This is a genomic window from Comamonas sediminis, from assembly GCF_041107495.1.
Classification (GTDB): Bacteria; Pseudomonadota; Gammaproteobacteria; order Burkholderiales; family Burkholderiaceae_C; genus Comamonas; species Comamonas sediminis.
Map to the genome: position 1 here is coordinate 604,225 of NZ_JBGBDC010000001.1, position 20,264 is coordinate 624,488.

Below are 20,264 nucleotides of genomic sequence, written 5' to 3' on the forward strand. Positions count from 1 at the left end.
CCATTGCCCCCCGCTATCGACTATGCTTGCGCCCTAAAGGACTGGGTCACCATGCGCATCGCCGCTTTCTTCATTGTTTTGGTCAAATTGCTGGCCTCGTTGCTCATGCTGATGGGCGTGGTCTGGGCCTGTGGCGCACTGTGGTTTCAGCTGGCGCAATCGGTCAAGTCGGGCTCGGCCCGGGGGCTGCTGCTGGGGGTCTGGGTGGGGGTCGGCCTGTACTGCATCTACCTGCTGTGGCAGCAGCGCATGCCCAAGGGCCTGCTGATCTACGGGCTGCTGCTGGCAGCCATCCTCGCCTGGTGGGCCAGCATCCAGCCCTCTAACACACGCAAATGGGCGCCCGATGTAGCCCGGCAGCTGTCAGGCACCGTCCAGGGTGACCTGGTGCAGCTGCACAATGTGCGCAATTTTGACTGGCAGACCGACAGCAAGGCCACCGTGCGCTGGGAAGACCGGGACTACGACCTGCGCCAGCTCGTGTCGGTGGACATGAGCACCTCGTACTGGATGGGGCCGGCCATTGCCCACACCCTGGTGTCCTTCGGCTTTGACGACGGCAAGAGCCCGCGCCGCTATGTGACGTTTTCGGTGGAGATCCGCAAGGAACAGGGCGAGCAGTTCTCGGCCGTGGGCGGCTTCTTCAAGCAGTTCGAGCAAAGCCTGGTCGCTGCCGATGAGCGCGACATCCTGCGCGTACGCAGCAATATGCGGGGAGAAGAAGTCTACCTGTACAGCGTGGCCATGCCGCGCGCTGCGATGCGCTCACTGTTCATCGCCTATGTGGACAAGGCCAATGCGCTGGTCGAGACGCCGCAGTTCTACCACACGCTGTTTGCCAACTGCACCACCATCGTGTTCGACATGGTGCGCCGCATTGTGCCGGGCCTGCCGATGGACTGGCGCCTGCTGGCCAGCGGCTACCTGCCCCAGTATGTGGACAGCCTGGGCGCCCTCGCCCGCCCGAACGACTTTGAGGCCATCCATGCGGCCGCGCACATCAATGCCCGCGCCAAGGCGGTGCGGCCGGGCGAGGATTTCTCGGCCGCCATCCGCCAGGGTGTGCCGCAGGCGCCGCTGCAGCCCTGATGCAGGGATCCAGGCTCAGGCCTTGCCAGATAATGGCAGCCGAGCCTGCACCACCACACGATGAAAACCGCTGATATCCAACCCTTCTTCGCCACCTTGAAGGCGGCCAACCCTTCGCCCCAGACCGAGCTGGAATACACCTCGGTGTTCGAGCTGCTCGCCGCCGTGCTGCTGTCGGCCCAGGCGACCGATGTGGGGGTCAACAAGGCCACCCGCAAACTCTTCCCGGTCGCCAACACGCCCCAGGCCATTCTGGCGCTGGGGCTGGAAGGCCTGGAGGGCTATATCAAGACCATCGGCCTGTACCGCAGCAAGGCCAAGCACCTGATGGAGACCTGCCGCATCCTGGTGGAACGCCACGGCGGCCAGGTGCCCGACACGCGCGAGGCGCTGGAAGCGCTGCCCGGCGTGGGCCGCAAGACCGCCAATGTGGTGCTGAACGTGGCCTTTGGCCAGCCGACGATGGCGGTGGACACCCATATCTTCCGCGTCAGCAACCGCACCGGCCTGGCACCCGGTAAAAATCCGCTCGAAGTGGAAAAGCAGCTGATGCAGCGCGTGCCCGACGACTATGCCGTCGATTCGCACCACTGGCTGATCCTGCTGGGCCGCTATGTCTGCCAGGCGCGCAAGCCGCGCTGCTGGGAATGCCTGGTCAGCAGCTACTGCGATTTCACGCCCAAGACACCGCCACCCCAAGGCCCGCTGCGCTGATCGCGGCGGCGAGGCATCACGTGCTGCTCTGGGTGCTGACCCCGGCCGACGCAAAGCTGGCCATGTCACGCAGCATCGCGCAGGCGGATTCCAGCAGCGGCCAGGCCAGCGCCGCACCGGAGCCCTCGCCCAGGCGCAGCTGCCAGTCGAGCAGCGGCTGCGCCTGCAAGGCCGCCAGCAAGTGGCTATGGCCCGGCTCGCCCGAGCGGTGGGCATAGACGCAGCGCTCCAGCACCGCAGGCTGCAGGCGGGAGGCCACCAGCACTGCGGCACTGGTGATGAAGCCATCGACCACAATCACACGGCGCTCCAGCGCGGCCTGTAGCACCGCGCCCACCATGGTGGCCACTTCCAGCCCGCCCATCGCAGCCAGCACGGCCAGCGGCTCCTGCACATCGGCATGGCGCGCCAGCACCCGGCGCAGCACCGCGGCCTTGCGGGCCACGCCCTCGCCGCTCAAGCCCGTGCCTGCGCCGGTCACCGTCTCCACATCCAGATTGCAGAGCCGCGCCAAGAGCAGCGATGCGCTGGAGGTATTGCCAATGCCCATCTCGCCCAGCAGCAAGGCATTGCCAGGCAAGGCCTGCAGCAGCGCGCGGCCATTGGCAATCGCGGCTTCGCACTGCGCCATGCCCATCGCAGGGCCGAGGCTGCTGTCCTGGGTGCCGGGGGCAATCTTGCGCAGCCACAGGCGCGGCGCGCCTGCGGGCAGCGCATCGCTCTGCGGTGCAAAATCACGGGCCACGCCGCAATCGACCACATTCAGCGCCACGCCATGCTGGCGCGAGAGCACGCTTACTGCCGCGCCACCGGCCAGAAAATTGCCCACCATCTGCCAGGTCACATCGGCCGGGTAGGCTGACACGCCCTGCGCCACCAGGCCATGGTCAGCCGCAAACACGACCATCTGGGGATCGGCCAGGCGGGGCTGGCTGCTGCCCAGGATGCAGGCGATGCGCAAAGCCAGCGCTTCAAGCAGGCCCAGTGAGCCCAATGGCTTGGTCTTGTTGTCCAGCAGCTGCTGCACCTGCTGGCGGAAGGCGGCATCGTCCATCGATGCGATAGAGGGAATAAGCGGAGAGAACGAGGATTCGGACATGGTCAGGGTACGGAGCGGGAGCACGGCGATACGCCAAGCCGCCAGTATCGCGCTGCCTGCCCCGGTTTGCAGCGCCCTGTGCGCAAACCAATGAAAAACGCTCTGCGCAGCCAAAGCTGGGCAGAGCGTGGATCAGCTAAATCAGTCAGCTTACTTGGCAGGCACCGTGTAGGTGTACTCACGCAGGATGCCACCGCCTTGCACCGAGCCGCTGTCCTGGCCCTGGGCCACGCGGCCCACGCAGGCACGGCGGTCCTCTTCAGTCTTGAAGACCGCGCAGCGTGCGGTGGCGTTTTCGCGGAAGCTGGAACCTGGATCCGTCAGCTGGCCCTGGCGCGCGGCCTGGCGAGCGGCTGCCGCTTCGCGGGCACTGGAGCTGCCTTCGGCCACATCGGCATTGGCGCGGGCGTCGCCACGCGCTTCACCACGCTTGTGGTGGGCGCCGTGCGGGCCATGGGGCATGGGCTTCACATGCTTGGCAGGGGGTGGTGGGGGTGGCGGTGCGGATTGGGCGCTGGCATAGCCTGCGGTGCCCAAGGCGAGGGCCATCGCGGCCATTTGCAAAGACTGGCGGAACATGTTTTTCATAGCGATCATCCTTATCGGTGATGAGAAGCAACACGAACAGCATGCCTGCGCAGCAGGCGCACCCCTATCGGCCCAATCCGCCAGTGCTTGCAATATTTGGCCTACAGGCAAAGGTGTTGGTCATTCAGGGCAAGCGGTCCCCAAACCATTCACCCACGCCTTGGGCCATGCGCGCAAACACCTGGTCCAGGCTGGGCGCATCGTGACCAAACAGCGCATGGATGACGGCGGCGTTCTCGAACAGCCCATGCACATAGGTGCCCAGCACCTGCGGCGCGCCGCCCTGCCACAACAGGCCCGGCAGCAGCTCTTGCGCCGGCTCGGCTGCACCGGCCTGCATATCGGGGCGCAGTTCGGTCTGGCCATGGTGGATTTCATAACCGGTCACCACCAGGCCGCTCAGTGCCTGCCAGGGTGCCTGTACCTCAGGCAGCTCCAGGCGCGCAGGCTGCACATTCTTTTGCGGTGCAAACAAGGTCACCAGCGGCAGCAGTCCGAGGCCGGCGGCATTGCCGTCCACCCCATGCAGATCGACCAGCGCCTCGCCCAGCATCTGCAGGCCGCCGCAAATACCCAGCACCCGCTTGCCGGCCTGCGCATGACGGGCGACAGCGGCATCCAGGCCCTGCTGGCGCATCCAGCCCAGGTCGGCAGCGGTGGCCTTGCTGCCCGGCAGGATCACCCAGTCCGCATCGCTCAGCTGCGCGGGCGTGCGCGCCCAGACCACGCGCACACCAGGCAGCTGCAGCAGCGGCTGGAACTCATCGAGGTTGCTGATGCGCGGGTAGGCCACGATGGCGATGCAGGTGTGCACGGCCTGCCCCTGGCCGCCACTGCCCCGGTCGTCAAACACGCCATCTTCCTCGGGCAGGCCGTGCTGGAACTGCATCGGAATGCAGGCCACCGTCGGCACACCGGTCTTGTCTTGCAGCATCTGCGGCGCCGGCGCCAGCAAGGCCGCGTCGCCCCGGAACTTGTTGAGCACAAAGCCCTTGATCAGGCCTTGCTCCTCGGGCGGCAGCAGCGCCCAGGTACCGTAGAGGTGGGCAAAGGCCCCTCCCCGGTCGATATCGGCCACCAGCAGGCAGTGGGCACCGCAGTGGCGCGCCACGCGCATATTGACCACATCGCTGCTGTGCAGGTTGATCTCGGCGGGCGAGCCCGCGCCCTCGATCACCACCACATCGTTCTCGGCGCGCAGTGCATCGAGCGCCTGCGCGATCTGTGGCCAGACCTTGAGACTGCGGCCGCGCCAGGGCATGGCCGACAGCGCCTCGTCCACCTGGCCAAACAGCACCACCTGGCTGCGGGTATCGGCCTCGGGCTTGAGCAACAACGGGTTCATGCGCACATCGGGCACGGCGCCTGCGGCCAGCGCCTGCAGGTACTGGGCCGTGCCGATCTCGCCCCACTGGCCATCGGGCGTGGCTACGACGCGGGCGTTGTTGCTCATGTTCTGCGCCTTGAAGGGCGCCACCTTGTAGCCCTGGGCCCGGTACCAGGCGCACAGCGCCGTGGCCACCCAGCTTTTGCCGGCGCCACTGCTGGTGCCCAGCACCATGATGCAGCGCGCGCTCATCGCGGTGCACCGCCCAGCGGCAGCACCATGCGCGCCATGATGCGCTCCAGCGCCGAGCCCGCATCGGTGCACAGGCCCGTGTGCACCGGCGAGGTCTGGATCATGCTGCTGCGCTTGGCCGTGAGCCAGTGGAAGCGCGCGCGGTACGGCAGCTGGCCGATGGGCCCGGCCTCGGGCACGCCAGCGCAGATCGCGACGATGCTGCCCAGGTGGCGGTAGACGGCTTGCAGATCGACTTGCGGATCCAGCGCCAGCAGGCGCGCCTCATCGAGCGCCATCGCTGCCTGCAGGTAGCCGCTGCGCTGGCAGGACACGATCACGCCGGCGTTGATGAACTCCTCCCGCTCGACCCGGGGCACCACGCGCACGATAGCGTAGTCATACACATCATGCGCGTGCATCGATGGCTCCTTGCAACCAGCGGCCACGCGTTTGCAGGCGGGCCAGAAAATAGTTCACATACGCGGCGCGGTGCGCCTGCGGATCGGCCAGCAGCGGGCTGTTGCGGTCCTCTGCGGCCTTGGCCAGAAAGCAGTCCGGCACCGTGGCCAGAATGGCGGTCAGCACCGGCTCGGTCAGCTGCGCGGCCAGCGCTTCGTCCACCTCGGCCAGCTGGCTGGCCTGGGCCAGCAGCACATGGTCGGCAATCGGCGCAAAGGGCTTGCCCGGGTCGGCCACCGTGCCATCCCAGGCATGGTGGAAGGTCAGCGTCGCGCCATGGTCAATCAGCCAGGGCTTGCGCTGCCACATCAGCATATTGGTGTTGCGGGCCGTGCGGTCCACATTGCTGACCAGCGCATCGAACCAGACCAGGCGCGAGGCGAAATCGTCGCTGACCGCATCCACGGCCGGGTCAAAATTGACCGAGCCGGGCAGGTAATCGAGGCCGACATTGAGGCCATCGCTGGCGCGGATCAGGTCCTGGATCTCGGGATCGGGCTCGGTCTGCGCGAGCTTGGCGTGCAGCAGGGCCAGCACCAGCTCGGGCAACGGCAGGCCCAGCGCGCGGGCAATGCCGCCGCAGATGAGCTCACCCATCAGCGCGCGCACGCCCTGCCCAGCCCCCCGGAACTTGAGCACATACATGCCCAGATCGTCCGCCTCGACGACGGCCGGCATCGAGCCTCCCTCGCGCAGCGGCGTCACATAGCGCTCCACCAAGACGGTGCGCAGTTGCAAAGTTTGTAAATCCATACCAAATGGTAGCGGTTGCCGCATGTCCTCGCCGGGCCTAAGCATCTGCCAGCGACAGCCAGGCCCGCGCCAGCGCCGCCTGCGCCACCGGCGCCATCACGCCCAGGCGCACATGGCCGGGCAGGCCAAAGCTGCGGGCATCGCGCAGCTTGATGCCCTGGCTGCGCAGTGATGCCAGGCACGCGGGCAGGTCCGCCGGGTCCAGCGGCAGGCGCGCGACAAAGTAATTGGCCTGGTGGCCGGGCAGCACCGCCCAGCCCAGGCGCTCGCACAGCGCCAGCTGGCGGGCCTTCCAGTGGCGCAACGTATCCAGACTGCGGGCCAGCCAGGCCTGCACCTCCGGCGTGACCCAGGCCTGCAGCATGGCCACACCATGGGCGCCCACCACCCACGAAGGCGCCAGTGCCCGCAGCGCATCGATTTGCGCCTGCGGGGTGCCCTCGGGCGCAATCGCATAGGCTGCGCGCACCCCCGTCATGCCCAGCGCCTTGTTGGGCGTCCACAGCTGCCACAGCGCGGCCATGTCGCGCGGCGGCGCAGGGCCTTCCAGCCACAGCGGTCGGTAGGCGCAATCGAGCACCAGGCCATGGTGGCTGGCATCGGCGGGCAAGGCTTGCCAGATGTCCTCTTGCGCACCCAGCGGGCTGGAGGGCTCGCAGGCCCAGTGCAGGCCTTCGCCCCAGGCCGGGCTGCGGGCGCCGGTGCGCAGGCCCCATACCTGCGCCGCCTGGGCGTAGTCGCCATAGCAATGGTTGGGCAGGCTGACACGGGTGGCACCCTGGCGCAGCGCATGCTGGGTCAGCCGGTGGATCAACTCGCTGCTGCTGCCGCCGATGACCAGGCGCTCAGGGGCGACCGCATGGAAGTCCGCCAGCTGCAGGCGCAGCGCTGTGTAGTGCGGGTCGGGGTACTGCGCCAGATGCGCGGCCTGCAAGGCCGCCACGGCCTCCGGGCAGGGGCCGCAGGCATTGCGGTTGGTGGAAAAATCATGCGCCGGCACGCCCAAGGCGTCGGTACCACCATGCTCGTTATCAGCCATGGGCCAACACTCCTTGCGCCATCGAGGCGATTGCTATCTTTGCCGCCAAACCCAGGGCCAGCAACAAGGCACACAGCGCCTGCACCCACACCACGCGGCCCGCCAGGGCCAGTGCCCGCTGCACATCCCGGGCCTGCGGCGGCCGGCCTTGCGGGTGGAGCTGGTACACGCCGGGTTTGGACAGATGCACGCCCAGCGCCCGCGCCATCGCGCCCATGGGCCAGCCGCCATTGGGCGATGGCGTGACCGCCGCATCGCGCCGCAGCCCGGACCAGGACAGGCCCCCAGCCAGCAGCGCCAGCCAGGCCGCTGTGATGCGGGCAGGCACCCAGTTCAGCACATCATCGGCCCGGGCCGCCCATTTGCCCGCCCATTGCCAGTGGCGGCGCTGCGCGCCCTGGCCGCGCCAGCCGGGGTAGCCCCACATCGCATCGGCCGTGTTGGCCAGCCGGTACAGCGCCGCGCCCGGCAGGCCAGCCACCGCAAACCAGAACAGCGGCGCCAGCACCGAGTCGCTCAGGTTCTCGGCCAGGGTCTCGATCGCGCTCTCGCGCACTGTCGCTGCATCAAGCTGCGCGGTATCGCGGCTCACCAGCCAGGACAGGCGGGCGCGGCCCGCTTGCAGCGATTCGCCGAGCGCCGCCTCGACCGCCAGCACCTCGCTGCGCAGCATGCGCCAAGACAGCAGCGGTTTGAGCAGCAGTCCGGCCACAAGGCCATTCAGCCACCAAGGCACTGCCTGCAGCAGATACATGAGGGCCGCATACACCAGCCAAGCACCGCCCGCCAGCAGGCACCAGGCCAGCGCTGCCAGCACAAAGCACCCATAGGCGCGCTCGTCCGCCTGGCGCGGTGCAATCGCCTGGCCGAGCAGGCCCAGCAGCTTGCCCATATAGACAACCGGGTGCAGCCGCAGCGGCGGCTCGCCCCAGAGCCAGTCCACCAGCAACGCCACCAACACGGCCAGCAAGGCCGCCATCGGCGCCTGCCAGTGCAGCGCAGGGCCAGCATCCATCATGGCCTGAGCCAGTTGCAGCAGCGGGCTGCCACCGGCCAGCGCCAGTGCCCACAGGCCGCCATCGCTCATGGCTGCGGTCCTTGGTCTGCCGATGCACCGGCGCCAGCATCCTGCCAGCACTCGTCCATCAGCATGTGCTGCAAGGGCGCACGGCTCGCCCAGCGTTCCTGCTGCAGCATGGGCTCGGCATAGTAGGCCTCCACAGGGCCCAAGCACAAAACAGCCAGCGGGTGCGCGTCGGCTGGCATGCCCAGCAGTTGCGCCAGCGCCTGGGGCTCGAACAGCGACACCCAGCCCATGCCCAGCCCTTCGGCGCGCGCGGCCAGCCAGAGGTTTTGGATCGCGCAGGCGGTGCTGGCCACATCCATCTCGGGCAAGGTGCGGCGGCCAAACACATGGGCTTCGCGCCCGGGCGGCATGGCCACGACCAGCACCTCGGCCGCCTGCAGCACGCCCTGCACCTTGAGCTTCATGAAGTCCGCCTCGCGCTCGCCCAATGCCTGGGCAGTGCGCAGGCGCTCGTCTTCCACCAGCGCATGGATGCGGCTGCGCATCTGCGCATCGCGCACGCGGATGAAGCGCCAGGGCTGCATAAAGCCAACGCTGGGCGCATGGTGCGCGGCCCGCAGCAGGCGCAGCAGCACCACCTCGTCGACCTGGCCGCCGGCAAAGTGGCGCATGTCGCGCCGCTCGTGGATGGCGCGGTAGACCGCCGCGCGCTCAGCCTCGCTGAAGGCCGTGGCGGCGATGGTGGGGGCGTTGAAAGGGGTATCGCTCATGCCAGCAATCGGCTGCCTTGTCTCAGTCTTCAATGCCGCGCTGCGCCGGGATGCCGGCCTTGAACGCATGCTTGACCATCGTCATCTCGGTGACGGTATCGGCCATGTCAATGATCTCCTGCGGACAGCGCCGGCCGGTGAGGCAGACATGCACCTCCTTGGGCCGGGCGGCCAGGGTGTCCAGCACCTCCTGCAGCGGCAGCCAGCCATAGATCAGCGGGTAGGTGATCTCGTCGAGCACCACCAGAAAATACGCGCCTGACAGGATCGCCGCCCTCGCCTTTTCCCAGCCTTCGCGCGCCAGCTGGCCGCTGTGCTCGAGGTCGCGGCTCTTCCAGCTGAAGCCATCGCCCAGCCCTTCGACCGGCAGGCCCACTTGCTCGGACAGGCGGTGCTCGCCAAAACGGGCGGTCGGCACCTTCATGAACTGGTAGACCTTGACGGCCTTGCCCCGGCCAGTTGCGCGGAATGCCAGGCCAAAGGCTGCCGTGGTCTTGCCCTTGCCGTCACCGGTGTTGACGATCACCAGGCCACGGCGCTCGCCCTCGGGCTTTTCATAAGGCTTTTCGCTGGGTGGCGTTTCAATCTGCATTGCAATCTTTCCTTGTTTCGTTGTGTTGTTGGAAGCGGGGCCAGGCCCGGTTTCGCAGGGGTTCAGCGCCCGCGCTGGCCGGCCTGCGCGGCAGTGGCGGTACGCGGCAAGGCCATCCACACGCCATCGATGGCGCGCACCTGGATGCGGTGGTCAAACACCGCCTCCAGCGCGGCATGGGTCGCCGGGTCATCGCAGCGGCCCTGGTGCAGCACCCGGCCTGCCTGCAGCACCAGCATATGGTCGGCCAGCAGCGCCACCGATATTTCATGGAGCACGCTGACCACCGTGGTGCCCTGGGCCGTCAAGGCCCGCATGCTGTCCACCCAGTCGGTCTGGTGCGGCGGGTCCAGGTTGGCCAGCGGCTCGTCCATCAGCAGCACGGAGGCCTGCACAGCCATCGCGCGGGCCAGCAGCACCCGCTGGCGCTCACCGCCCGAGAGCTCGGCCACCGGCCGGTGGCGCCAATCCCAGGCATGCGCCGCCCGCAGGCATTGCTCCACCACCGCATGGTCTTCGCCGCTGGGTGCTGCAAACCAGGGCTGGTGCGGCAGGCGGCCCAGCATGGCCACGTCCATCACCGTCAGCTCCTGCGTCACCACCTCACCCTGGCCCAGCCAGGCCAGCGCCTGGGCGCGCTGTTTGCGTGGCCAGCGCTCCAGGCTTTTGCCCAGCAGTGCCACCTCGCCCTGCAGCTGTGCCGCCGGCCACAGGCCGCCCAGCACCTTGAGCAGGCTTGATTTGCCCGCGCCGTTGGGGCCGACAATGCTGGTCCAGCGGCCTTGCACAAACTGGGCGTTGACGCCTTGCAGAATCGGCCGCGCATGCACAGCGGCATGGATATTGGTGGCAGTCAGCGCAGCCGTGGTCGCAGTGGTCGGCATCACAGGCCTCCTGCCGAACGGGTGCTGCGGTGCATGCGCCACAGCAGATAGGTGCCGCCCAGTGCCGCAGTGAGCACGCCCACCGGCAGCTCTTGCGGGGCGACCAGCCAGCGCGCCAGGATATCGGCCGCCAGCAGCAGCACGCCGCCCATCGCGGCGGCCAGCACGGTGCTGCGGCCATGGCCCACCTGCACCAGGCTGCGTACCAGGTGCGGGGCGGCCAGGCCCACAAAGGCGATCAACCCGGTCTGCGCGACCGAGGTGCCGGTGGCCAGCGCCAGCACTGCCACCAGGCCATAGCGCAGCGGCGCCAGCGGCAGGCCCAGGCTGGCAGCAGTCGCCTCGCCCAGGGTCAAACCATCGAGCACCCGGGCGCAGCACCAGGTGGCCAGCACACAGACCAGCAGCACGCCGGCCATCAGTGCGCAGCCTTCCCAGCCGACAAAGGCCGAGGTGCCCAGCGTAAAGGCCTGCATGGCCTGCAGAATATCGGGGTGGCGCAGCTCCAGCAGATCGCGCATGGCGCCCAGCACCACACCGACGATCACGCCGGCCAGCAACAGGCGCAAGGTGTTTTGCACATGGCGCGCCAGCACCACCGTCAACGCCACCGCACAGGCCGCGCCGACAAAGGCCATGCCGGTCATCCCCAGGCGGTAGAGCAGGTTGAGGCTGGTGACGGACGAGCCCAGCAGCACCAGACCCAACGCACTGCCCAGCGACGCGCCGGAAGCACTGCCCAGCAGATAGGGATCGGCCAGCGGGTTGCGAAACAGGCCCTGGGCGACGGCCCCGGCCAGGCCCAGCAGGCCACCGGCGAGCCAGGCGCCCAGCGAGCGCGGCAGGCGGATATCGACCACGATCTGCCACGAAGTGGCGTCATCGCGCATGCGCAGCACACTCTCCCAACCGGTGCTGCCGACACTGGCGCCCACCAGCAGCAGCACGGCACTGAGCACCAGCAGCACCAGCGCCAGCCAGGCACTGCGGCGCAGGCCAGGAGCCGCTTCGCGCCGCGCTGCCGGTGCAGAGGTGGGCGGAGCAGCCATCAGCGCGCCACCGCCGCCTTGCCTGGCGCCTTGTCGGCCAGGCAGCGTGCCATCAGCGCCGCCGCCTGGGCCATGCGCGGGCCGGGCCGCACGATGGCATACGACTCTTCATCGCTGAACACGCAGACCCTGCCCGCCTTGACGGCCTGGAGGTTGTGCCAGCCCGGGTAGCTGGTAGCAGCCTGCATGCTGCGGTTGCCGAGCATGATCACCTCGGGCTGGGCGCGCAGCAAAAACTCCGGGCTCAGCCGGGGAAAGGGACCCAGCTCGGCTGGCACGACATTGTCGGCGCCCAGCTGGGTCAGGGTCTCGCCGATAAAGGACTGGGGGCCGGCCGCATAAGGGCCTCGGCTCACCTCAAAGTAGACCCGGGTATGGCGCGTGCGCTCGGGCAGCTCGCGCACCACGGCATCAATGCCCGATTCCAGGTCACGCCAGACCCGCTCTGCGCCGTGCGCCTGCGGCACGCCCAACAGCTGGCCCAGGGTGCCCAGCACGCGGTGGATGTCGGCCTTGGACTTCACATCCAGCGCCACCACCTTCAGGCCCAGCGCCTGCAGCCGCTCGGCCGCCTTGGAGGCATTGGACAGCAGCACCACATCGGGCTTGAGCGCCACGACCGATTCAACGCTCGGGTCCAGACCGCCGCCCACCACCGGCAGCTTCTTGACCGAGGCAGGCCAGTCCGAATAGCGGTCCACCCCCACCAGGCGCTCGCACAGGCCCAGCGCGCAGGTGCTCTCGGTCAGCGATGGCAACAGGCTCACGATGCGCTGCGGCAGTTGGCCCAGCTGCACCTGGCGGCCCCGGTCATCGACGATGGCCGCGGGCGTGACCAGGTCCTGGTCCTTCCAGACCGGCGCATTCGCAAAGGGTTGCAGGCGCAGTTCATCGATGCTGGCAGACGGCGCCGCATGCACCATCGGCCATGCGGCCCCCAGCGCCATGCAGGCCAGCGCTTGCCGCAGACGGGGTCGGAGAGCAAAAAACCAAGCCATCATTTCATCTGCAGCGGCAAGCCGGCCGCCATCAGTTGCACGCGGTTGCAGGCCGCTGCCGCTTGCTGGTTCAGCAGACCGAGCGCATCGACAAACGCGCGCACCTCGCGGCCCATCGGAATCACGCCCAGGCCAATCTCATTGCTGACCAGAATGACGGGGCCAGTGGCGGCCTGCAACGCAGCGATGAAGGCATCGCACTGCGTCTGCCAGGCTTGCGCAGGTGCTGGCGCAGTGGCGGGCGCTGGGGTTGGCGGCTCCATCGGCATCAGCCAGTTGGTGAGCCACAGGGTCAGGCAATCGACCACCAGCAGGTGCTCTGGCCGGCTGTGGGCCTGCAGCAGCTGGGCGACGTCGCGCGGCGCTTCCAGGGTCGCCAGTTGCGGCACGCGCTCGCGGCGGTCACGCTGGTGGCGCGCAATGCGCTCGTGCATCTCGAGGTCATACGCAGTGCCGGTGGCGACCAGGCTGGCGCTGCGGCCGGCATCGGCCTGCAGCCAAGCGCGCGCCAGCAGCTCGGCCTGGCGCGATTTGCCCGATTTCTGCCCGCCCAGCAGCAGCAGCTTCAGCGGAGCTCCATCGATATGGAATATAGATTGATCCATGCCGCGCATCTTAGGCGTTCAGCGCCCCGCTGTGCCAGGCCTGCGGATCGACCACCGGCATCTCCACCCCGAGCAAGGCGGCCACCGCCTGCGGGCACGAGGGGAACCAGGCATGGAAATAGCTGGCATGGATGCTGCCCTGCTGGTAGACGGCTTCGCCCGTGCCGCTGTCGGCCGCTTGGCCCGGGCGGCTGCTGCGCGCCACTTGCTGGGCTTCGCTTTGCAGCTTCGAATAGTGAAAGGTGTGGCCGCGCAGCATGCCCCAGGGCGTCTGCAGCTGCTGCATGCCCAGGCCGGCCAGGCGCTGCTGCATCACGGCCTGCGCCGGCAGCAAGCCCCACAGGCTGTGCCAGCGGCTGTCCAGATCGGTCAGGCCTTCGGCCAGCGCCACCATGCCGCCGCATTCGGCCCAGACCGGCTTGCGCTGCTCTACGTGCGCCTGCAGATCGAGCTGCAGACCGGCATTGGCCTTGAGTGCCTGCAGGTGCAGCTCCGGGTAGCCCCCGGGCAGCCACAGCGCATCGCAGGCGGGCAGGCGCTCCCCGGCGACCGGCGAGAAAAAGGCCAGCTCGGCCCCCATGGCCTGCAGGCATTCCAGATTGGCAGTGTAGATAAAGCTGAAAGCGGCATCGCGGGCGATTGCAATGCGCCGCCCGGCCAGCCAGGCGGGCACCGGGGCGGTGGGCGCAGGCGCGGTAAAGGCCACCGTCCAGCGCTGCTGCCACTGCTGCCAGGCCAGCTGGCCCAGCGGCGTTTGCGCCAGCACATCGGCAGCAGCATCCAGGCGCTCGGCGGCGTCGTGCAGCTCATGGGCTGCCACCAGTCCCAGATGGCGCTCGGGCAGCAGGTTGGCGCGCGGCTTGGCGGCATCCAGGCTGACCTGGTTCATCGCGCCCAGCCACAGGGCCGGGTCGCGCAGGCCGCTGCGCAGCATCTCGCCATGGTGGGCGGTGGCCACCCGGTTGGCCAGCACGCCGGCCAGTTGCAGGCCCGGGTCATAGTGCTGCAAACCATGGGCAATGGCGCCAAAGGTAGCGGCCATCGCCGATGCATCGACCACCACCACGGCAGCGATGCCCAGCGACTTGGCCAGCTCGGCGGCGCTGTTGGCGCCATCGAACAGGCCCATCACGCCTTCGATCAGCAGCACATCGTTGCACTGCGCGGCCTGGAACAGGCGCGCGCGCACATCCGCTTCACCGTTCATCCAGCGGTCCAGCGCATGCACCGGCTGGCCGCTGGCCAGGCGCAGCCACTGCGGATCAAGAAAATCCGGACCGCACTTGAACACCTGCACCCGCCGGCCCTGGCGGGCATGCAGGCGGGCCAGGGCCGCTGTCACCGTGGTTTTGCCCTGGCCGGATGCGGGCGCCGCAATCAGCAGCGCCACACAAGAGGCCGTTGGGCGGTCCTGAACCGTCATCTCTGTCATGGCTCGCTTATCCCCTCTGCGCTCAGCGCGGCATCCACTTCACACCCACATACACGCTGCGCCCTTCGGTGGCGTAGGTGCGTGCGGTCTGGTAGCGCTTGTCCGCCAGGTTGTTGATCCGGGCGATCAGGTTCACATCCTTGGCCACCTCGGTCTGCGCCGACAGGTTGAACAAGGTGTAGCCGCCCAGCACGTTGGTGTTGGCGGCATTGTCAAAGCGCTTGGCGCTGGTCTGCAGGTCGGCGGCCCAGGTCCAACCTGCGGCACGCGTCTCGGCGCCCAGGGTGGCATAGCGCTTGGCGCGGCGCGCCAGCAGCTTGTCGTTTTCGGTGTCGCGCGGGTTCTGGAAATCAACCGAACCATGCAGGTTGAAGGCGCCCAGCTTGGTGGTGCCCGCCAGGGTGATGCCTTCCAGGCGTGCCTTGCCCACATTGGCATAGCAGCCGAATGGGCTGTCGCAGCTGCCGGGTGACGAGAAGTTGATCAGGTCGGTCACCCGGTTGCGGTAGGCCGTGGCCGAGAAGCTGTGCGCACCTTGCGCCCAGCGCAGGCCCAGCTCGGCATTGCGGCTTTTCTCGGGCTGCAGTGAGGCATCGCCATATTCGCTGAAGCGCTGGTAGAGCGTGGGCACACGGAAGGCGGTGCCCACCGTTGCCGTGGCGCGCCAGTGGGTTGCAAACGCATAGCCGTAGGCGGCGCTGCCGGTGGTCTTGCCGCCAAACTCGCTGTCGTCATCCCGGCGCAGGTTCAGCTGCACCGTGTGCGGGCCGGTGTTCAGGCCATAGCCCAGCGCCAGCGCATTCTGGTGGCGGTCGCGGTCAATGCCGCCATTGGTCAATGCGTCGTCACGCCGCTCCAGCGCGGCTGTCAACGTGTGCACACCCAGGCGCCATTCGTTCTGGAACAGGTAGTTCTGCAGGCGGGTGTCCGTCTGGTAGGGCGAGGGACGGGTTTCGTAATAGTCGCGAGACTGGGTGAACTGCAGCTTGGTGCTGTATTGCGCGGTCCACTGCGCCTGCCAGTTCAGGCCCAGCGCATACATCTTGTTGAGGCTGCGGTCGTCCTCGGTCAGGCTGTTGTCATAGCCCGAGTTCACATCGCTGGCCAGCAAGGTAGCCTCCAGCCGGTGCTGGCGGTTGAGCTGGTAGCCCAGACGGCCGCTGACCGCATTGCTGCGGTAGTCGTCCTTGTCCGGGTTGGCGGTGGCGGCCGTACGGGCATTGAAGCCATCGGTCTGCGAGCGGTTGAGGCCCAGCGCGTAATCCCACCCGCCCGCGCCGCCGGAGATACCCGCCTCTGCAGTGAACGTGCCCCGGCTGCCCACCCCCAGGCGGGCATAGGGCTGGGCGGGGCCGTCGCCCTTCTTCGTGAAGATCTGCACCACACCGCCCATGGCGTCCGAGCCGTAGACGGCAGCAGCCGGGCCGCGCAGCACTTCGATGCGGTCGATCAGCGCCAGCGGAATCGATTGCCAGGAGGCGCCGCCAGTCGATTGCGAATCCATGCGCACGCCGTCAACGTAGACGGCGGTGAAGCGCGAATCGGCGCCGCGCAGAAACACGCTGGTGGCCGTGCCGGGCCCGCCGTTGCGCGTGATCTGGATACCCGGCACCCGAGCCAGCACATCGGCGACGCTGCCCGGGCCCTGGCGCTCAATGGTTTGCGCATCGATGATGGACATATCGGCCACCAGATCGGACAGCGGCTGCGCGATGCGGTTGGCGGTCACCACCATCTCCTGCAGGTTCTTACCCGCTGTTTCCTGGCCGGAGGGCAGCTGCTGCGCCTGCGCGGACAGGGCCACGCAAGGCAGCGCTGCGCTCACCGCCCAAGCGATGGCGGAGCGGGAGGGGAACAACCGGGAACGGGGCGTGCAGACGGGACGCGCGCAGCGGCGTGTCGTGAAAGGCGAGAAAAACATGGACTGAGCTGGCGATGAACCACCCCGCGCCAGCCTCCCCGCCGGCAATGGGGAACACGGAAGCTGTGGCAGCACCTGGGCCACGCACCTCCACTATGTTGGCCGGTATCCGGGCTGGCGATGACACAGCACACGCCTTCCCAAACACTTGTTCAAGGTATTCAGTGGCATAGTGGTGGCTGTGGATGGCGCAAAAGCCAACCATCGCTTACCGTTGCGGGGGCAGCGCAGGTTGCGTAAGGCTTGTAGGGCACAAGCAGCGCTCCTGCTTCCCGTTGAACTGCCCCCATGTGAACCACTGGGGCGAGCACCAACGGGTACAATTTTAGCGTTAAACCCATTGCGCACTTAAGAAGACTGTCTCTCTATGGCCACTACGCCTTCTATGGATCTGATGCTTGAGCGGGTGGAAGCACTGCTGAGCCGTCATGAGGCTTTGCAACGCGCCCACGCCCAACTGCAAGAGCAGGTCACCACCCTTACCCAGGAGCGCGACTCCCTCCAATCGCGCTTGACTGCGGCCCGCGCCCGCGTGGACGCACTGATCGAACGCCTGCCCAAGACCTTTGACCAGGACGAATGATGAAACAGCTGGAAGTACACATCATGCAGCAAAGCTATATGCTGGGCTGCCCCGAAGGCCAGGAGGCACGCTTGCTGGCCGCCGTCAAGCATGTGGATGAGGCCATGAGCGGCATCCGCGACGCGGGCAAGATCCGCGGCCGCGAGCGCATTGCCGTGCTGGCGGCGCTCAATGTGGCCTTTGATCTGCTCGACCTGCAAGTGCAAAACAGCCAGTTAAGCCAGACGGCCGATGCATTGCAAGCGCAGGCCGCCGCCCAATCGGCTGCAATGGCCGAGGCCCAGACCCAGCCCGCCGCCGCTGCGCAGGCCAGCCTGGACTGGGACGAGCCCCGTCTGCAATCGGTGCTGCAACGGCTCGATGCGGCACTGGCTCCCGCCCCCTCCGCGGGTGCCGAAACGCTGGCCGCCAGCGCCTGACAGCAGCGTGTTAGCAGCCGCTAACACCAAATACCGGCGCCATGCAATGCATTGGCTAAAAATACCGTTCCATGCGTTCTACGAGCTGTGTAGGACGCTATCTTTTTTGACCAATCTCAGCACATTGAATTGCGATTTTGGCGGGTGCAGCAGGTGCGAGCGATTACAATGGAAGCGTTCGCAGCCCTGCTGGACTTTATAGTTCCTTGAACCAATGCTCTACGAGCACGGGCTTGGTACATTACCTATTGAGCGTGATCGTCTCGCGTCAGATGAACCCAACGATAGGTTGCCCTCGCCCACCTGAACCCCCGGTTCAGGATGACGGTCCAGTGGATCCGCTGCGAACACCTGATTTTTTCGGGCAGGCTGCCCAACCTGTCTTCTCCTCTCCGCGACAGCGGGGTTTCAGGCCACCTGTTTCAGGTGGCCTTTTTACTGCGCACCATGGCTGATCCTCTCGTTCTGCTGCCGCTGTCCCTGCTGGGATTGATCGGCGGCTTTCTGGCAGGCCTGCTGGGCATCGGCGGCGGCATGGTACTGGTGCCCTTCATCACCTATATCCTGGGCACCCAGGGCGTGGCGCCTGAGCTGGCGATCAAGATGGCGATCGCCACGTCGATGGCGACCATCGTGTTCACATCGATGTCCAGCGTCCGCGCCCACCACCAGCATGGTGCCGTGCGCTGGGATCTCGTCAAACGCCTAGCCCCTGGCATCGTGCTGGGCGGCCTGTTGGCCAGCCTGGGCATTTTTGCTGTGCTCAAGGGCAGCTACCTGGGCTTGTTCTTCGGCCTGTTCATTGGCTACTCGGCACTGCGCATGTTCCGCAAGCCCAACAGCCAAGGGACGCGCCCGATGCCGGGCACCGCCGGGCAGCTGGCGGCCGGCGGCGTGATTGGCTGCCTCTCGGGCCTTGTCGGTGCCGGGGGCGCCTTCATCAGCGTGCCCTTCATGACCTGGTGCAGTGTGCCGATGCACAACGCGGTGGCAACCAGCTCGGCGCTGGGCTTTCCGATCGCCGTCACCAATGTCGCCGGCTTCATGGTGGCCGGCCTGCACCTGCAGGGCCTGCCACCGCATTCGCTGGGCTACATCTGGCTGCCGGGCCTGGCCGCCATCGCCACCTGCAGCGTGCTGACCGCACCGCTGGGTGCCCGCGCCGCACACCGCCTGCCGGTGGCACAGCTCAAGAAGATCTTTGGCGGCATCCTGCTGTGCCTGGCGCTGTACATGCTCTACAAGAGTCTGGCGGCTTGGCAGGTCTGAGACGGGCCACAGCAGGCTAGATGATGCGCGAGAAGCGCGCGCGGTTGCGGTCGGCCTGCAGGTTCTTGTCGAACACCATGGCCACGCCGCGCACAAAGTACCAGCCCAGCTCGGTCACGTTGATCACATCGTCTCGCACGTCCACCAGGCCCTGCGCCTGCAGCTCGCGCAGCTGGGCCAGCTCGGCGGCAAAGTACTGCGCAAAGTCGATCAGCCAGGCCTGCTCCAGCGATTCGATCGCCAGGCTGCCCTGGCACATCAGACCCATGATCACCGCGCGGCGCAGCAGGTCATCGCGCGTCAGCGCCAGCCCGCGCACCACGGGGATCTGGCCCTGGTCGATCAGGTCGTAATACTCCTCCAGCGTCTTGGCATTCTGGCTGTAGGTGGCGCCGATGCGGCCGATGGCCGAGACGCCCAGCGCCAGCAGATCACAATCGGGCTGCGTGCTATAGCCCTGAAAATTGCGGTGCAGGCGGCCCTGGCGCTTGGCCACCGCCAACGCATCCTCGGGCAGCGCGAAATGGTCCATGCCCACGTAGACATAGCCGGCACCCTCCAGCGCGGCCAGCGCCTGGGCCAGCATGGCCAGCTTGTCCGCCGGGCTGGGCAAGTCCTGCACCAGGATGCGGCGCTGGGGCTTGAAGCGCTCGGGCAGATGCGCATAGGCGTAGAGCGCAATGCGGTCAGGCCGCAGCGCATTGACCTGCTCCATCGTGCGGGCGAAGCTGGCCGGGCTTTGCAACGGCAAACCATAGATCAGATCAATATTGATGGATTCAAAGCCGATTGCGCGCGCCTGCTCGACCAGCGCAAACACCTGGTCGGCGGGCTGCTCGCGGTGCACGGCCTTTTGCACCAGCGGGTCGAAATCCTGCACGCCAAAGCTCAGGCGGTTAAAACCCAGTTGGTAGAGGTGCAGCAGGCGCTCGCGGCTCACGGTGCGCGGGTCGATCTCGATCGAGTACTCGCCGCCCGGCTGCAGATGGAAGCGCTGCTTGACCATGTCCATCAGGCGGCTGAGACCCGCATCGCTCAGGAAGGTCGGCGAGCCCCCGCCCAGGTGCAGCTGGCTGATGGTGGACCGGGTGCTGAGGTGGGCGAGCTGCAGATCCAGCTCGCGCTCCAGGTAATCCAGGTATTCGTCGGCCCGCTCGGCATGCTTGGTGATGATCTTGTTGCAGGCGCAGTAGTAGCACAGCGAGGCACAGAACGGCACATGCACATACAACGACAGCGGCGCCAATCTCCCAGCCAGGCCGTGGCCGCGCTGCACCAGCGCCTGCTTGTACTCATTCGCAGCAAAGGCTTCAACAAATCGGTCTGCGGTAGGATACGACGTGTAACGGGGGCCGGGGACGTCAAAACGGCGCAGCAGTTCGGGGGTCAGGGAAATCATGGGCTTTATCCTTG

General features: G+C 67.3%; 21 protein-coding genes and 1 riboswitch. Of the genes, 5 read left to right on the forward strand and 16 right to left on the reverse strand.

All coding sequences use genetic code 11. The features are described from left to right. Window positions 1-51: 51 nt before the first annotated feature. Window positions 52-1,089 (forward strand): lipoprotein N-acyltransferase Lnb domain-containing protein, encoded by a 1,038-nt coding sequence (locus AB7A72_RS02635; RefSeq protein ID WP_369458934.1) that lies wholly within the window; start codon window positions 52-54, stop codon window positions 1,087-1,089. A gap of 60 nt (window positions 1,090-1,149) precedes the next feature. Beyond that, on the forward strand, window positions 1,150-1,803 hold the full coding sequence (gene nth, locus AB7A72_RS02640) for an endonuclease III (RefSeq protein WP_369458935.1): 654 nt from the start codon (window positions 1,150-1,152) through the stop codon (window positions 1,801-1,803). Between the two features lie 16 nt (window positions 1,804-1,819). On the opposite strand, the gene cobT is transcribed toward nth, so the two are convergent. From cobT to AB7A72_RS02715, 15 genes are all read right to left on the reverse strand, one after another. Then, window positions 1,820-2,902 (reverse strand): nicotinate-nucleotide--dimethylbenzimidazole phosphoribosyltransferase, encoded by a 1,083-nt coding sequence (gene cobT, locus AB7A72_RS02645; RefSeq protein WP_369458936.1) that lies wholly within the window; start codon window positions 2,900-2,902, stop codon window positions 1,820-1,822. Window positions 2,903-3,052: 150 nt separating this feature from the next. Further along, entirely contained in the window at window positions 3,053-3,490 is a 438-nt protein-coding gene (locus AB7A72_RS02650; protein WP_239811202.1) for a hypothetical protein, read from the reverse strand. Window positions 3,491-3,614: 124 nt separating this feature from the next. Further along, window positions 3,615-5,069, reverse strand: coding sequence for a cobyric acid synthase (locus tag AB7A72_RS02655; protein WP_312451446.1), 1,455 nt, complete (start codon window positions 5,067-5,069; stop codon window positions 3,615-3,617). Then, on the reverse strand, window positions 5,066-5,470 hold the full coding sequence (locus AB7A72_RS02660) for a DUF3037 domain-containing protein (protein ID WP_369458937.1): 405 nt from the start codon (window positions 5,468-5,470) through the stop codon (window positions 5,066-5,068). Before AB7A72_RS02660 ends, AB7A72_RS02655 begins: the two co-directional genes overlap by 4 nt. Continuing rightward, entirely contained in the window at window positions 5,457-6,242 is a 786-nt protein-coding gene (locus AB7A72_RS02665; RefSeq protein WP_312410657.1) for a HipA family kinase, read from the reverse strand. The genes AB7A72_RS02660 and AB7A72_RS02665 overlap by 14 nt, the downstream gene beginning before the upstream one ends. Before the next feature lie 58 nt (window positions 6,243-6,300). Further along, window positions 6,301-7,302, reverse strand: coding sequence for an aminotransferase class I/II-fold pyridoxal phosphate-dependent enzyme (locus tag AB7A72_RS02670; protein WP_369458938.1), 1,002 nt, complete (start codon window positions 7,300-7,302; stop codon window positions 6,301-6,303). Continuing rightward, window positions 7,295-8,389, reverse strand: a complete 1,095-nt coding sequence (cbiB, locus tag AB7A72_RS02675; RefSeq protein WP_369458939.1) for an adenosylcobinamide-phosphate synthase CbiB — start codon at window positions 8,387-8,389, stop codon at window positions 7,295-7,297. The genes AB7A72_RS02670 and cbiB overlap by 8 nt, the downstream gene beginning before the upstream one ends. Next, window positions 8,386-9,099, reverse strand: a complete 714-nt coding sequence (gene bluB, locus AB7A72_RS02680; protein WP_369458940.1) for a 5,6-dimethylbenzimidazole synthase — start codon at window positions 9,097-9,099, stop codon at window positions 8,386-8,388. Before bluB ends, cbiB begins: the two co-directional genes overlap by 4 nt. Window positions 9,100-9,121: 22 nt before the next feature. After that, window positions 9,122-9,691: a cob(I)yrinic acid a,c-diamide adenosyltransferase gene (cobO, locus tag AB7A72_RS02685; RefSeq protein WP_239811196.1), complete on the reverse strand. Its 570-nt coding sequence runs from the start codon at window positions 9,689-9,691 to the stop codon at window positions 9,122-9,124. Between the two features lie 62 nt (window positions 9,692-9,753). Next, window positions 9,754-10,575 (reverse strand): ABC transporter ATP-binding protein, encoded by an 822-nt coding sequence (locus tag AB7A72_RS02690; protein ID WP_369458941.1) that lies wholly within the window; start codon window positions 10,573-10,575, stop codon window positions 9,754-9,756. After that, on the reverse strand, window positions 10,575-11,552 hold the full coding sequence (locus AB7A72_RS02695) for a FecCD family ABC transporter permease (RefSeq protein WP_369459103.1): 978 nt from the start codon (window positions 11,550-11,552) through the stop codon (window positions 10,575-10,577). The genes AB7A72_RS02690 and AB7A72_RS02695 overlap by 1 nt, the downstream gene beginning before the upstream one ends. A 71-nt stretch (window positions 11,553-11,623) precedes the next feature. Then, window positions 11,624-12,622, reverse strand: coding sequence for an ABC transporter substrate-binding protein (locus tag AB7A72_RS02700; RefSeq protein ID WP_369458942.1), 999 nt, complete (start codon window positions 12,620-12,622; stop codon window positions 11,624-11,626). After that, a complete protein-coding gene (locus tag AB7A72_RS02705) occupies window positions 12,622-13,227 on the reverse strand; it encodes a bifunctional adenosylcobinamide kinase/adenosylcobinamide-phosphate guanylyltransferase (RefSeq protein ID WP_369458943.1) in 606 nt (201 codons plus the stop codon). Before AB7A72_RS02705 ends, AB7A72_RS02700 begins: the two co-directional genes overlap by 1 nt. Before the next feature lie 10 nt (window positions 13,228-13,237). Further along, the gene (locus AB7A72_RS02710) at window positions 13,238-14,659 is read right to left on the reverse strand and encodes a cobyrinate a,c-diamide synthase (RefSeq protein WP_369458944.1); all 1,422 of its coding nucleotides are present in this window, start codon (window positions 14,657-14,659) and stop codon (window positions 13,238-13,240) included. 22 nt (window positions 14,660-14,681) lie between these two features. After that, window positions 14,682-16,580 (reverse strand): TonB-dependent receptor domain-containing protein, encoded by a 1,899-nt coding sequence (locus tag AB7A72_RS02715; protein WP_407064942.1) that lies wholly within the window; start codon window positions 16,578-16,580, stop codon window positions 14,682-14,684. An 83-nt stretch (window positions 16,581-16,663) separates the two neighbouring features. Further along, a riboswitch (cobalamin riboswitch) is annotated at window positions 16,664-16,909 on the reverse strand. A 38-nt stretch (window positions 16,910-16,947) separates the two neighbouring features. On the opposite strand from AB7A72_RS02715, the gene AB7A72_RS02720 reads away from it, so the two are divergent. From AB7A72_RS02720 to AB7A72_RS02730, 3 genes are all read left to right on the forward strand, one after another. Further along, window positions 16,948-17,163 (forward strand): PspA/IM30 family protein, encoded by a 216-nt coding sequence (locus tag AB7A72_RS02720; RefSeq protein ID WP_021027064.1) that lies wholly within the window; start codon window positions 16,948-16,950, stop codon window positions 17,161-17,163. Then, the gene (locus AB7A72_RS02725) at window positions 17,163-17,582 is read left to right on the forward strand and encodes a cell division protein ZapA (protein WP_239811191.1); all 420 of its coding nucleotides are present in this window, start codon (window positions 17,163-17,165) and stop codon (window positions 17,580-17,582) included. Before AB7A72_RS02720 ends, AB7A72_RS02725 begins: the two co-directional genes overlap by 1 nt. A gap of 447 nt (window positions 17,583-18,029) precedes the next feature. Next, a complete protein-coding gene (locus tag AB7A72_RS02730) occupies window positions 18,030-18,851 on the forward strand; it encodes a sulfite exporter TauE/SafE family protein (RefSeq protein ID WP_369458945.1) in 822 nt (273 codons plus the stop codon). Between the two features lie 16 nt (window positions 18,852-18,867). Here AB7A72_RS02730 and hemN read toward each other — a convergent pair whose 3' ends face one another. Then, entirely contained in the window at window positions 18,868-20,250 is a 1,383-nt protein-coding gene (hemN, locus tag AB7A72_RS02735) for an oxygen-independent coproporphyrinogen III oxidase (RefSeq protein WP_312410175.1), read from the reverse strand. Window positions 20,251-20,264: the final 14 nt, after the last annotated feature.